12 protein-coding genes are annotated in these 13,917 nt (G+C 49.4%); 1 reads left to right on the forward strand and 11 read right to left on the reverse strand.

Features of this window, described 5'->3' with window-relative positions; genetic code table 11:
• Nucleotides 1–33: 33 nt before the first annotated feature.
• The 7 genes from pnp to fmt form a co-directional block, all read right to left on the reverse strand.
• Complete coding sequence (gene pnp, locus DHU66_RS00815) at nt 34–2,265, reverse strand: polyribonucleotide nucleotidyltransferase (protein WP_108774009.1); 2,232 nt, start codon at nt 2,263–2,265, stop codon at nt 34–36.
• A gap of 154 nt (nt 2,266–2,419) precedes the next feature.
• Entirely contained in the window at nt 2,420–3,073 is a 654-nt protein-coding gene (locus tag DHU66_RS12395) for a GIY-YIG nuclease family protein (protein WP_245309306.1), read from the reverse strand.
• Between the two features lie 46 nt (nt 3,074–3,119).
• The gene (rpsO, locus tag DHU66_RS00825) at nt 3,120–3,386 is read right to left on the reverse strand and encodes a 30S ribosomal protein S15 (protein WP_108774471.1); all 267 of its coding nucleotides are present in this window, start codon (nt 3,384–3,386) and stop codon (nt 3,120–3,122) included.
• Between the two features lie 109 nt (nt 3,387–3,495).
• On the reverse strand, nt 3,496–3,897 hold the full coding sequence (locus DHU66_RS00830) for a hypothetical protein (RefSeq protein WP_108774011.1): 402 nt from the start codon (nt 3,895–3,897) through the stop codon (nt 3,496–3,498).
• 1 nt (nt 3,898) lies between these two features.
• On the reverse strand, nt 3,899–4,999 hold the full coding sequence (gene hemW, locus DHU66_RS00835; RefSeq protein WP_108774472.1) for a radical SAM family heme chaperone HemW: 1,101 nt from the start codon (nt 4,997–4,999) through the stop codon (nt 3,899–3,901).
• Nucleotides 4,992–6,815: a translation elongation factor 4 gene (gene lepA, locus DHU66_RS00840; RefSeq protein WP_209451707.1), complete on the reverse strand. Its 1,824-nt coding sequence runs from the start codon at nt 6,813–6,815 to the stop codon at nt 4,992–4,994. The genes hemW and lepA overlap by 8 nt, the downstream gene beginning before the upstream one ends.
• Entirely contained in the window at nt 6,812–7,753 is a 942-nt protein-coding gene (gene fmt / locus DHU66_RS00845) for a methionyl-tRNA formyltransferase (RefSeq protein WP_108774474.1), read from the reverse strand. The genes lepA and fmt overlap by 4 nt, the downstream gene beginning before the upstream one ends.
• A gap of 150 nt (nt 7,754–7,903) precedes the next feature.
• On the opposite strand from fmt, the gene rpsT reads away from it, so the two are divergent.
• On the forward strand, nt 7,904–8,167 hold the full coding sequence (gene rpsT / locus DHU66_RS00850) for a 30S ribosomal protein S20 (protein ID WP_108774012.1): 264 nt from the start codon (nt 7,904–7,906) through the stop codon (nt 8,165–8,167).
• Between the two features lie 117 nt (nt 8,168–8,284).
• On the opposite strand, the gene ltrA is transcribed toward rpsT, so the two are convergent.
• The 4 genes from ltrA to dnaG form a co-directional block, all read right to left on the reverse strand.
• Entirely contained in the window at nt 8,285–9,592 is a 1,308-nt protein-coding gene (ltrA, locus tag DHU66_RS00855; RefSeq protein WP_108774013.1) for a group II intron reverse transcriptase/maturase, read from the reverse strand.
• Nucleotides 9,593–10,194: 602 nt separating this feature from the next.
• Complete coding sequence (locus DHU66_RS00860) at nt 10,195–10,872, reverse strand: tRNA (adenine(22)-N(1))-methyltransferase (RefSeq protein WP_108774014.1); 678 nt, start codon at nt 10,870–10,872, stop codon at nt 10,195–10,197.
• Nucleotides 10,869–12,158 carry an RNA polymerase sigma factor RpoD gene (gene rpoD / locus DHU66_RS00865; RefSeq protein ID WP_108774015.1) on the reverse strand — a complete coding sequence of 430 codons (1,290 nt, stop codon included), beginning with the start codon at nt 12,156–12,158 and terminating at the stop codon, nt 10,869–10,871. Before rpoD ends, DHU66_RS00860 begins: the two co-directional genes overlap by 4 nt.
• Nucleotides 12,139–13,905 carry a DNA primase gene (gene dnaG / locus DHU66_RS00870; protein WP_108774016.1) on the reverse strand — a complete coding sequence of 589 codons (1,767 nt, stop codon included), beginning with the start codon at nt 13,903–13,905 and terminating at the stop codon, nt 12,139–12,141. The genes rpoD and dnaG overlap by 20 nt, the downstream gene beginning before the upstream one ends.
• Nucleotides 13,906–13,917: the final 12 nt, after the last annotated feature.

Below are 13,917 nucleotides of genomic sequence, written 5' to 3' on the forward strand. Positions count from 1 at the left end.
CCAAAAAAGAAGGCAGGTGCCTTCTTTTCTGGATTATTCACTCTTTCTGCGGAAGACACGCTTTTCCACGTTGCCGCCTTCATGATCGCGGTCATGATGACGGTCACGGTCACCGCGGGCACCATGCTGCGGACGCAGCGGTTTCTTCTCCACATAGCCTTCCGGCTTTTCCAGCAATTCACGGGCAGATACCTTGACCTTGCCGGCATCATCGATCGAGATCACCTTGACCTTGATCGTATCACCGACATGCAGTGCCTGCTGAATATCATCGGTTCTTGTCCAGCTGAGCTCAGATACATGCAGCAAGGCATCTGTGCCAGGGAACAGTGTTACAAAGGCAAAGCTTGGTCTGACTTCCGCAACTGTCGCATCATAAACTTCACCAACATGTGCCTCACGGATCAGATCACGGATCATATTCATGGCCTTGTCGATCATCTCCTGAGATGTATGATACAGCACGACATTGCCGTCATCATCGATATCAATCTTGATATCGTCACATGCGGCGATGATCTTGTCGATCTGCTCACCGCCCTTGCCAATGACAATGCGGATCTTATCGGTCGGAATCGTCATTCTGCCAAACTTCGGTGCATACTTGGAAACATGATCACGCGGTGCAGAGATGGTCGCTTCCATGTTATCGAGGATCTGCATTCTGCCCTTGTGTGCCTGAGCCAGTGCCTCGGCAAGGATCTTTTCGGAAATGCCTGTTACCTTGATATCCATCTGCAGAGCTGTAATACCTTTGCGGGTGCCGGCAACCTTGAAGTCCATGTCACCGTAATGATCTTCCATACCCTGAATATCTGTCAGAATGGAATAGGTATCGCCAACGGTAATCAGACCCATGGCAACACCGGCTACCATTGCCTTGATCGGTACACCAGCAGCCATCAGGGACATCGTACCTGCACAGATGGATGCCTGGGAAGAGGAACCATTGGATTCCAGTACTTCGGCACATGTACGGATTGCATACGGGAATTCTTCTACTGACGGCAGTACCTGGCGCAGCGCTCTTTCACCAAGAGCACCATGGCCGATTTCACGTCTGCCCGGTGAACCCATGCGGCCAACCTCGCCAACAGAGAACGGCGGGAAGTTATACTGGTGCATGAATCTCTTTTCTTTGACTGGTGTCAGATCTTCAATGGTCTGGGCATCAGACAGCGGGCCAAGGGTTGTGATGGACATGACCTGCGTCTCACCACGTGTGAACATGGCAGAGCCATGGGCACGCGGCAGCAGATCCACCTGAGAATCCAGCGGCCGCAGTTCATCAAGAGCACGGCCATCCGGTCTGATCTTGTCTTCAGAAATCAGACGGCGCACTTCCTGAGCCTCTACTTCAACACCATATTCATGAGCCTGCTTGACAGCTTTGTCACAGGCTTTTTCATCCGGCCATTCCATATTGCCGATGTCATCTGCCATCTCATCGATGATTTCATCGATCGTATGATAGCGTTCCAGCTTGCTCTTGATGGAAACAGCCTCACGAATGCGCTGGGCACCATGGGCATCAATATAATCTTTGACAACCGGATCAATCTGGTACAGAACAACTTCCATCTTTTCCTTGGCACAGGCAGCGATGACTTCTTCCTCAATCGCACACAGTTCCTTGATTGCCTCGTGTCCGACCATCAAAGCCTTGAGCATATCCTCTTCGGATACTTCTTTGGCACCGGCTTCAACCATGTTGATGGCCTGCTTTGTACCGGCAACGGTCAGGTCAATTTCAGCCTGTTCCATCTGCTCCACACTCGGGTTGATGATGTAGTCATCACCGATCTTGGCTACCTTGACACCGGCTACCGGTCCATTGAACGGGATATCGGAAACACACAGAGCCAGGGAGGATCCAAACAGGCTGGCCATTTCATTGGAGCAGTCCGGATCATTGGAGAGAACAGTATTGACGATCTGTACTTCATTGCGGAATCCTTCTGCAAACAGCGGACGGATCGGACGGTCAATGAGTCTTGCGGTCAGTGTGCCATGTTCTGTCGGTCTTCCCTCACGGCGCAGGAAGCCGCCTGGGATTTCACCATTGGCATACATCTTTTCCTGATAGACAACGGTCAGCGGAAAAAAGTCCGTGTCTTTGGCCTGGGAGGAAGCAGTAGCTGTTGACAGAACAACCGTATCCCCATAGCGGATCAAGACGGAGCCGCCTGCCTGTTTGGCAATTTCTCCGTTTTCCACAGTCAGCGTATGGCCATGGAAGTCCCAACTTCTTTTGTACTTTTCCATTTTGAATGCAATCTTCTCTTTCTTTTAACAATCTCTTTAATTTATCAACTGTTTTATCATAGCACATGGAAAAATGATGGGAAACTGCAAAATGGGCAGGCAGCACATACGAAAAAAGCCCCGCAGGGCTTTTGTTCGCATCTTTTGACTGAAATCAGATTTCTGTCTTCCAAAGTCCGTGCAGATTGCAGAACTCATAGACGGCCTTGACCGGCTCATCTGCATACAGTTCTGTACGCGGCTTTTCACCCGGGTTGAGCTTGACAACACGGAAACCATTCTCACTCTGCAGAACAATGAACTCGATGTAGTGTTCCGGCAGCATCGGATGGTCAACAGAGCCGACGTTGACAATGACCTTGCCATCTTCGCGAACAACAACCGGTACATGCTTTTCAGCAGCACCATCTGTTGTGTTGGCCTTCAGCAGCTCCATCTCTTCGCCGCAGCATACCGGCACACAGCCGGATGCATGTGTTTCAATGACAATCTTTCCGCACTTGCGGCAGCGGTAAATCTTCAGTTCTTCCATGATCTTTTCTCCTTTGTTTTCAGCCTCATATGCAGCAATGAGATTCTTCTTCTCTGCATGGCTCAATTGTTTCAAATGCCACTCCTGACTCATTGCCTCTCTACGAGAATCATAGCATTTTGCATATGCAATTGCCAGAGGATGATGGCTGTGAGTATATTTTGCACCTTTTCCCTGGCAATGTCGCTGATAACGCCCCGTAAGATCATTGGTCCATCCTGTGTAATAGCTGCCATCTTCACAAAGCAGGATGTATACCCAGTTCTTCTCACCCATAAATGAAAAACTGACAGGATGTCCTGCCAGTTTGTATGACTTGCAATTACTTACGCAGACCCAGCTTCTTGACGAGTTCTCTGTAACGGTTGACATCCGTTCTCTTGAGATACTCAAGCATGTTTCTTCTGCGGCCAACCATCTTCATCAGACCACGGTTGGAAGCATAGTCCTTCTTGTTGGCCTTCATGTGCTCAGTCAGACGCTTGATCTGCTCTGTCAGCAGGGCAACCTGCACTTCAGCAGAACCTGTATCGCCTTCCTTGCGGCCATACTCTTTGACAATCTGTGCTACAACTTCTTTTTCCAGCATTTTATTCTTCCTCTTTCTTTCTGTCATTCCAGTCCAGCTCTCCGTTGAGGATACGGTGGATCCAGCCTGAAATCTTTTTTATGTTAACACATCAAAGCCTTCCAAGCAATCAGTTTGACATCGACTTGACCATATTATAGAAGCCAACGCGGACAGTTGGCGAAAAGATCATCACGATCTGGAAAATGATCCAGGCAATATTCAGGATGATGCAGATGAGCGGAATAATGATACCCCGCCAGCCATAGTCTTTGTTTTTCTTCAAGCCGATCCAGCACAGTATGATGGCTGGAATGGACAGAAGTCCATACATTCCCAGCAGTAAGGAGACTAAGGTCAGCAGACCGCCGATTGATGACATCATTGCCGACTTGAAAGTCTCTTTGGTTTCATTCCTTCTTGCCAGGGCTGCCTGTCTCTTCTTTTCTTCCTCAGCCTTTTCTCTCTGCTGTTCCAGAGCACGCTCACTGACCTTGTGCACCTTGTTGTTTTTCTTCATTCCATTTGCCATCTTATTCTCCCTCCGGCATCAATTCTTCCAGTACCGTATTGCATATTTCATAGCCTTGATCACTGCAGCGCACATAGCCATCACTTTCTTCCAGCCATCCCCTTTTGATCAATGCCTCTGTTTTTGAACCATAGTCTTCTTCATAGGCATGATGGAAGCGGTGCTGATAAGCAGAAAGATCCAGTCCCATTTTCAGCCGCAGCGACATCATGATCATCTCAAACTGAGCGTCCTGCCGGTCCAGATGAATCTCATTCCTTGCCATGGGATTCTGCAGATATCGCATCAGATTCTTCTCATTGTCATAGCGCAGCAGTCCTTCTTTCCCGCTTGCCCCGCACGAGACACCATAAAAGTCATCATAGTGCCAGTAGGCAAGATTATGCCTGGATTCATAACCATCCAGACAGAAATTGGAAATCTCATACTGCCGGTAGCCATGGCGGGGAAGCTCGCGGCATATATATTCATACATGTCTGCTTCGGTATCATCATCCAATGGCTGGATGCCCTTTCTGCCAAATACCGTATTCTTTTCAACGGTCAAAGAGTACAGGGACAGATGCGTCGGTTCCAGGGCGATTGCCCCGGCAATGGAATCCTGCAGATCCTTCATTGTCTGGTGCGGCAGTGAATACATCAGATCCAGTGAGATGTTATGGATGCCTGCCTGTTTTAACAAAGATACAGCACGGCATGTATCCGCAAAGGTATGATGGCGGCCGATGGATGCCAGCAGCCTGTCATCTGCACTCTGCATGCCAAGGGATACACGGTTGACGCCATGTTTTGCCAACAAGGCAGCCTTTTCCAGCGTCAGGGATTCAGGATTGCATTCTACCGTATATTCCTGCACTTCATGGCAATAGGGATCCAGCATCTGCAGCAGTGCTGCAAGCTCATCATCATGCAGGCATCCCGGTGTACCGCCGCCCACATAGATGGTTTTCAGCTGGTGGTTGATCTTCATGTGTGATAACTGCGCAGAAAGCGCATGGAGCCATTGCTGCACCAGATTTTTCTGATATACCACATGGGCAAAGTCACAATAGAAGCAGATTGAAGTACAGAATGGCACATGCACGTAAAGTGATTCAGCCATTGCGCTTTCCATTTTCATCATCTACTGACAGGACTGCCATAAAGGCTTCCTGCGGAATGACAACCGAACCAACGGCCTTCATTCTCTTCTTGCCCTCTTTCTGCTTTTCCAGCAGCTTTTTCTTACGGGAGATATCACCGCCATAGCACTTGGCTAACACATTTTTGCGCAATGACTTGATGTTGGTGCGGGCAATGATCTTGCCGCCGATGGCTGCCTGCACCGGGATCTCAAACTGCTGCTTGGGAATCAGGTCCTTCAGTTTTCTGGTAATCAGAGATCCGCGGCTGTAGGCATCATCACGATGGACGATGACACTGAGGGCATCGACCATTTCTCCATTGAGCAGAATGTCCATACGGACGAGATCCTCTCTGCGGTAGCCGATGATTTCATAATCCAGGGATGCATAGCCTCTGGAACAGGATTTGAGCCGGTCAAAGAAATCAAAGATGATTTCAGACAGCGGCAGTTCATAAATCAATGTGTTGCGGCCTTCATCAATGACATCCATGCTTTTATAGATGCCGCGCTTATGCTGGCACAGATCCATGACACCGCCGATGTAGGCATCCGGCACCATGATCTCTGCCCTGACAAAGGGTTCCTCAATATGGTCAATCCGGGTGGCATCCGGCATTCTTGCCGGGTTATCCACTTCCACCACGGTGCCATCAGACAGATAGCAGTGATAGATTACGGATGGGGCTGTGGCAATCAGAGCCAGATTGTATTCTCTTTCCAGGCGTTCCTGGACAACATCCATGTGCAGCAGGCCGAGGAAGCCAACCCGGAAACCAAAGCCAAGGGCCTGGGATGTTTCGGGTTCATACTGCAGGGATGCATCATTGAGCTGCAGTTTGTCCAGTGCTTCATGCAGGTCTTCGTACTTGGCCGCATCACTTGGATACAGGCCGCAGTAGACCATTGGATTCATTTTCTTGTATCCTGCCAATGGTTTATCAGCAGGATGATTGACATCCGTAACGGTGTCGCCGACACGGACATCGTGAATATCCTTGATGCTTGCCGCAAACCAGCCGACATCACCGCAGACAAGCGTATGTACCTGTACTTCCTTTGGATTGCGGATACCTGCTTCCACAACCTCATATTCCCCGCCGGTTGCCATGAAGCGGATATGATCGCCAACGGAAAGCTGTCCTTCCCTGATTCTGACTAAGGCAATCACGCCGCGGTAAGGATCATAGAAAGAGTCAAAGACAAGTGCCTGCAGAGGTTTGTCCGGTGATCCGGATGGTGCTGGAATCTTTGCGACGATCTGTTCCAGAACATCTTGTACATGCAGACCGGTTCTGGCTGAAATCTCAGGGGCATCCGAGCAGTCCAGGCCGATGATATTTTCGATTTCACGCTTTGTTTCTTCGGGTCTGGCATTATTCATGTCTACCTTGTTAATGACAGGAATCACTTCCAGGTCATTGTCCAAAGCAAGATACGTATTGGCAAGGGTCTGTGCCTGTACGCCCTGGGTAGCATCCACGACCAGGACAGCGCCCTCACAGGCAGCCAGGGAGCGTGATACTTCATAGCTGAAATCGACATGACCTGGCGTATCAATCAGATTAAACAGATACGTTTCATGGTTTTTTGCTGTATAGGAAAGCTGCACGGCATTGAGCTTGATGGTAATGCCGCGCTCTCTTTCCAGATCCATGTCATCCAGGATCTGTGCTTTCATGTCGCGTTCCTTGACCGTATCTGTCATTTCCAGAATGCGGTCAGCAAGTGTACTTTTGCCATGGTCAATATGGGCAATAATACAGAAATTTCTGATATGTGACTGATCAATCATGCATCAAATCTCTTTCCTGTCAATTCGCGCGCATAGCCATTGGCAAAGGCATCTGCGCTCATCCGTTTGCGGCCTTCCATCTGCAGTTCATAGATGCGGATGATGCCGCCATTGGCTGCCACCAGCATGGCATGATCCGCAAAGCCAAGTACGGTGCCCGGTTCTGCAGACACTTCCTTTTTCTCTTTGCCAGCCGCAAAGATTCTGACCCGTCTGCCTTCAATGCGGCCATATGGGATCGGCCAGTCAATCAGTGCACGGATGTGATTGTATAAAGCATCAATGGGTTCAGTGCGGAAATGAACTTCTTCCATTTCCGGCGGAATATTGGAACAATATGTTGCCTTGCTGTCATCCTGGGGTGTACCCGGCAGCTTTCCTTCCAGATAGGCAGGCAGATCATCCTTTACCATCTGAATCGAAGTCTCAAGCAGTTTCTTTTCCAGCTGCGCTTCGGTTTCATCCGGGCCGATCGGAACCCGCACCTGGGCATAAACTCTGCCGGCATCCATAGCTTTGACCATTTCCATCAAAGAGACACCGGTTTCTGTATCACCATTAAAAATAGGAAAATGCATTGGTGCACCGCCTCTGTATTTTGGCAGAAGCGATGGGTGAATATTCAGGCAGCCAAGCCGCGGTGCCTTCAGAACCGCCTCTGGAACCATCTGCCCATAGGAACATGTCAGGATGAGGTCCGGATTTGTATCGAGTACCTGCTGAAATTCTTTGCGCAAAGACTGTGGCTGCAGGCAGCAGATGCCATGGGCATCACAAAAGGCATGAACCGGCGTAGGCTTCAGGACATGATGGCGTCCGGAAGGACGGTCCGGCTGAGAAACAGCAGCCACAACATTGTATGATTCGTTTACAAGTGTTTCCAGAATGCCGCGTGAAAATTCAGATGTACCGAAGAACACAATTCTTTCGTTAAACATGAGGATGTCCTCCTTTGTCCCGCCAATTATACTAAATTTGCCATTAAAGCACATCTTATTCACAAAATACAGCATGGCTGCTGTTTTCATTGCAATTTGAAAACCGCTTTGTTATAATTCCATCTGCTTGAAGAAACGGAGGTGTTATAAATGGCAAATATTAAGTCGCAGAAAAAGCGTGCACTCACAAATCTGAAGAGACAGAATGCCCTCGCTGGTGAAAAGAGTGCTCTGAAAACAGCAATCAAGGCAGTCAAGACTGCAGCTGCTGCAAATGACAAGGATGCAGCCGTGACAGCTATGAACCAGGCAAATAAACTTCTTGATAAGGCAATCGTCAGTGGTTTCAAGAAGAAGAATTATGTTGCCCGTCAGAAATCCAGACTGCAGAAAGCTGTTAATAACATCGCCTGATAATTAAGAAGACTGCGGTCTTCTTTTTTGTAATAGGGTAGAGTGAGCCGCGTTAGCGGCTCGACCCTCCCGTTGCACCGTACGTACGGTTTTCCGTATACGGCGCTACGTTTGTATTTACTTACGATTATTGAGGTAGTATTCCAACGGGTTGACCAGTCCTGGTCGACCTGTTTTCCTACTTGGCAGGGCCAGTACTTTCGGGCTGAGAGCGTAATTTACCACATCCATTCCACTCCTCCGATACCATCCTAGGCGTGAGTTGGCTACCTTGTATGTATCTTCATCGGTGAAATTACAATGGAACATAGCGTTAAGCCTTTGGAGATTTGTGTCTATACGCTTCGGTTTCTTCCATTGCTTGATGATGATGACTCTGACTTTGTGCCGCATCCACTGTCCATATTCATCGAGGAAAGCCTTCATATCTCCGATGATGAAATAATTGATCCATCCTCTGACGATCTGATTCAGTTTTGTGAATGTGACGGCCAGAGGTCTGGATATTGCTTCCTTGCGTTGCAGGACAGCCTTGGTTTTCGCCATCAGCCGTTTCTTTCTGTCATCACTCGGTTTGCAGTGCCATCCGTCTTTTGCCTTCCAGTACGTAAAGCCTAGGAACTCGCTGTGTGTTGGCCTGACCACCTTTGTCTTGGTTGGACTGACCTTCAGAAACAGCTTTCGTTCCAGCCATGAGGCTACCGACTTCATCACTCTGTCTGCCGCCATTTCGCTCTTCACGAAGATGTCGCAGTCATCTGCGTACCGCACAAAATGCAGTCCTCTGCTCTCCAGTTCTTTGTCAAATTTATCGAGATAAATAAGGCTAAGTATCGGACTGAGGGGTCCGCCTTGCGGAACGCCTAGTTCAGTTGGTGATACGAGTCCGTTCACCATGACGCCAGCCTTCAGAAAGGACCGGATCAGGTGTAACGTTCTCTTGTCGTTTACCTTTTCTCTCAAAATGGAGATTAATTTGTCATGATTCACCGTATCGAAATACTTTTCGATGTCGAGATCAATCACCCAGTCGTATCCGCTGTTCAGATTATTCAGGACATCCTTCATCGCATCATGTGCGCTTCTGTTTGGCCTGAATCCATAACTATGGTCACTGAATGTGCTGTCGTAGATGCCGCTGAGTACCTGGGCTGCTGCCTGCTGTACCACCCGGTCTGCGACTGACGGAATACCTAATGGCCTTTGCTTGCCATTGGGCTTGGGTATATAGACCCTGCGGACTGGTTTCGGTCTGTACTGCATGTTCCGGATCTGCTGTTTGATTATTTCTTTATGTTTAGAGAAATACTCATCCAGCTCACTGGTTTTCATGCCGTCCACGCCGGCCGCGCCACGGTTTCTCTTAACCCTTCTGATCGCTTCTTCCAAGTTTTCGTCACTCAGAATCACTTCAATTAATTCCATACCGCTGTGCCATTCCTTTCTATCTGTAGATTATTCAGAATCATCCCGGGGCCCTTTGCCGTCAGAGGTTACGATCCTCTGCTGTAGGCTTATCCTCCCTTTCGGACTATCCGAACATTGCGTATAGTGGGGCACACTATACAAACATTAGGTCCTTCGCTCCACTTCCGTTACAGAAGCTTCATCACTACTATGACCTCAGCTGACTTCCTGCGATAGACCTTTATCCGACCAGATGATAACGATAGCTGTTTAAAAGCGTCTCGGTTTCCCTGTGTTTAGGTTCATCTGTCCGCAGGATCTCTCGGGGTAAGACACACATCTGTAATTTCCATAGCTTCCTGATTTACCGGTCGGCTTTACGTTTGTCTTTTGGACTTCAGCTTGCATAGCAGCCTTATCCGCCTTATGGCCTCAATCAGGTTTCTGTACGTAAGCTCAGAAATATGCTAGCTACTGCTTTCGCTCTGGGTTATTCACCCTCGGCTGGTAGTTCACTTCGCTTGGCGACAAATACCCGCGGCCTGCCTCTATTGCAGGCTAGATGTGTGCCATGCCCGACACACTATGAAACGGCTGAGGAATAACCCCCAGCCGTTTTTTCATATAATGTCTGCATCCTGCAGGAAGGCATCCATGATCGATGCTTCTGCGCGCAGCTTTTTTGTATCGCTGCTTTCATCTTTGCGCAATGACAGGATGTAATGCAGCTTCTGTGTACGCCGTTTGAGAAAGCTGATATAGCCTTCTTCCGGATGCTGTGACAGGATGGGGCCAAGAATCAGATCTTCTTCTGTATATGGCACATCTGTCTTCTTTGGCACAAAAGCAATGGCTGTATAGTCATGCCTGTTTTCACTGAGCACCCGTTCATCCGTGATTTTGTATTGCTTTGCAGCAATCCACCTGCGCATGGTGATGGGATCATCATTGGCTTCTGTGATAATCATGGCAAACTGTGCTGTCCTGTCTGCGTCTGCATCCAAAATGGAAATGATCGTATGCACACCCATGCCGGCAATGACCGCACATTGTGCATCCTGCGGCACGTTGGCAAACCCATTGCTCAAAACCAGCGTGATTTCTTTCTCCATGTGGTTTGCGACAATGTTGGCAGCCGCCTGATGCAGGGGGCCCTTGCGCACATCACATGCATAGACACGTGCGGCTTTGTGCTGTTCGACAAGCATAACAGGCAGCCAGGCATGATCTGTGCCAATATCGGCAGTGACCAGCCCGGAAGGCACCATATCTGTCAGTACCTGCAGGCGCTTCATCATTCCATGAAGTCCTTAAGTTTGCGGGAACGGTTCGGATGCTTCAGTTTGCGCAGTGCCTTTGCTTCAATCTGGCGGATTCTCTCCCTTGTCACATTGAATTCCTTGCCAACTTCTTCCAGTGTTCTTGGCTTGCCGTCATACAGGCCGAACCGCATCCGCAGCACTTTCTCTTCACGGTCAGTCAGGCCCGAAAGGACATTGTCGATCTCATCTTTCAACAGCTGATTGTTGGCATATTCATCCGGGCTCATGGCATCCTTGTCTTCGATGAAATCACCAAGGTGGCTGTCATCCTCCTCACCGATTGGTGTTTCCAGCGAAACAGGTTCCAGAGCGATCTTCTGGATTTCCCGGACTTTGGCTGGTGAGATGCCGTCCATCTTGGCAGAGATTTCTTCAGCAGTTGGCTCTCGGCCCAGTTCCTGCACGAGCTGTCTCTGCACTCTGGTCAGCTTATTGATGGTTTCTACCATATGGACAGGAATACGGATGGTTCTGGCCTGATCCGCAATGGCACGGGTGATTGCCTGCCGGATCCACCAGGTAGCATATGTTGAAAACTTGAAGCCTTTGCGGTAGTCAAACTTTTCTACTGCCTTGACCAGTCCCATGTTGCCTTCCTGGATCAGATCCAGAAACAGCATGCCTCTGCCAACATACTTTTTTGCAATGGAAACAACAAGGCGCAGGTTGCTGGAGATCAGAATATTGCGTGCTTCTTCATCGCCTTCTTCCACACGCCTGGCAATTTCGCGCTCATCTTCCGGCTTCAGCAGCGGCACTCTGCCGATTTCTTTCAGATACATTTTGACAGGATCATTCAGCTGCGTTGCCGCACTGGCATTGACGAGCTCTTCCGGAGCATATTTCTTTTTCAGAAGTTCCCCGATCTGATCGCGGTCCTCAACATCTCCTTCTTCCTCATCATCGCCAAGAGAGTCAGGCGCATCTTCCTCTTCTTCAGCAAGTTCATCGCCAATATCATCGTCTTCAGCGACATCAATGTCATTGTCCGCAAACCATGTCCACAGGCTGTCAATCTCATCATCGTCCAGATCCAGATTTTCCAAAGAGGCCATGACATCTTTCTGATACAGCACGCCGTCATGCTGGTAGACTGCGGCATAATCCTGCTTCAGTTCATCAAGTGTTTTGATCCGGCTGCCGCCTGCTTCATGCACATAGGGATCAATGACGCCGCTCTTCTTTGCAGAAGATGCCCCTCCATAAGCAGCGCCATGGCGGGCTGCACTGTCCGTTTTTTTCTCACTGCTTGTTTTCTTCATCCAGGTACCTCCTTAGTTGGCTGACACATTCTGTATACTGCTTCATCAGCAGCGCTCTGCTCTGCGGATTCAGATCCGTCAGCAGCTGCTGTTTATAGGCATCTGCTTCATTCTGCAGATAGGTAATTTTCACGCGGCGGATCGCGCCTGACAACATGCTTGCATCAAAGTCCATCTCATAGGCCTCGCTGCACACAAGCGCGCTGATCAGATCACGAATCTGCTGATCCTGGGTGCGATCCATCAATACCTGCGGATCGGCTTTGCCCTGCTGGTGCACCATTTCCAGAATCATCACAGCCAGGGTCTGGCGCTGCGGATTGAGCAGATAGCCAAGTTCATCTTCAAAGATTCTGGATGCCCCGGGATATTTGAGCATCATCATCAGAATCTGCTCCTCAGCCTTGTCGTTGCCTGCGGCCGGCGCCACATGGGAAACATGAAGCTGCGATGATGTCATCGGTACGCTGATCTCTTCCTGCCTGGGGGTATAGACCGCCTGGATTCCGGTGATTCTGGATGCCTGATCCAGCAGATATTTCCGGTCCATTTCATCGGTGATGGTTTCCGCAATCTGGCTGGCCTGGGTAATGAATTCTTTTTTCTCCAGATAGGAATTCAGATTGGTGCGCTTTTCCATGTAGGAAAGATAGAAGTCCATCCAGGAAATTTCCTTCGCAGCCAGATTCTGCAGTGCTTCTTTCCCGTCCTGCCGCAGGATTTCATCCGGATCCTTGCCGGTGCGGTTGTCGATGACCGCAACCTCACAGTTTTCTTTTCTGGCCATCTGGACAGCGCGCCAGGTCGCATTCTGGCCTGCCTGATCGCCATCATAGCAGAACACAAGGAGCGGTGCCAGATGGCGGATCAGACGGATCTGTTCCTGGGTACAGGCAGTGCCCAGTGTACAGACTGCATTGGCAATGCCTGCTCTGTCAAAGGCAATGACATCTGTCACGCCTTCACAGATATAGATTCTGCCTGCCCGGCGTGCTTCTTCCTTTGCCTGATGGGCATTGTAGACAAGCTGGCCTTTGACATAGATCTCGGTCTGCGTCGTATTGATATATTTGGCTGGATTGTCAGGGTCCATCGTACGTGCACTGAAGCCAACCGGATTGCCATAGGCATCGTGTATGGGAAAGGTGATACGGCTTGCAAAGACATCCTGCATGCCCTGTGAAGTAATCCGTGAGACATTGACTGCCGTCAGCGTCTGATCTTCATAGTGCTTGGCATGCAGAAAACGGGTCAGGGAATCCCCTTCCGGATTCCAGCCGATCTGAAACCGCTCCAGTGTATGGTCATCCATGCCGCGGCCTTTCAGATAGCTACGGGCAGCAGCACCATCGGTGCTGTTGAGTTCATACATCGTGTAGTTGATGGTTTCCTGCAGGGCATCATACAGCTTCTGACGATGAGGATCAACCTCCCTTTTTTTCTTTACCGGTGATGAAGACAGTGGGAAGCCGATCATGTCGGCCACTTTTCCAACAGCTTCTGGAAAGGAGACATGCTCATAGCGCTGTACAAAGGAGAAGACATTGCCGCCGGCGCCGCAGACAAAGCATTTATAGATCTGCATGTCAGGATTGATGTTCAGGGAAGGATCATGATCATCATGAAAAGGGCAGACTGCTTTATACATCCTGCCCTGTTTGTGTACCTGCAGATAATGGGAAATGACATCTACGATATCTGCTTTGGCGCGAACAGCATTGATTTCATCTTCAGAAAGATATGCCATGGGCCCCCTTTG

It is taken from the genome of Lactimicrobium massiliense, assembly GCF_900343155.1.
Taxonomy (GTDB): Bacteria; Bacillota_I; Bacilli_A; order Erysipelotrichales; family Erysipelotrichaceae; genus Bulleidia; species Bulleidia massiliensis.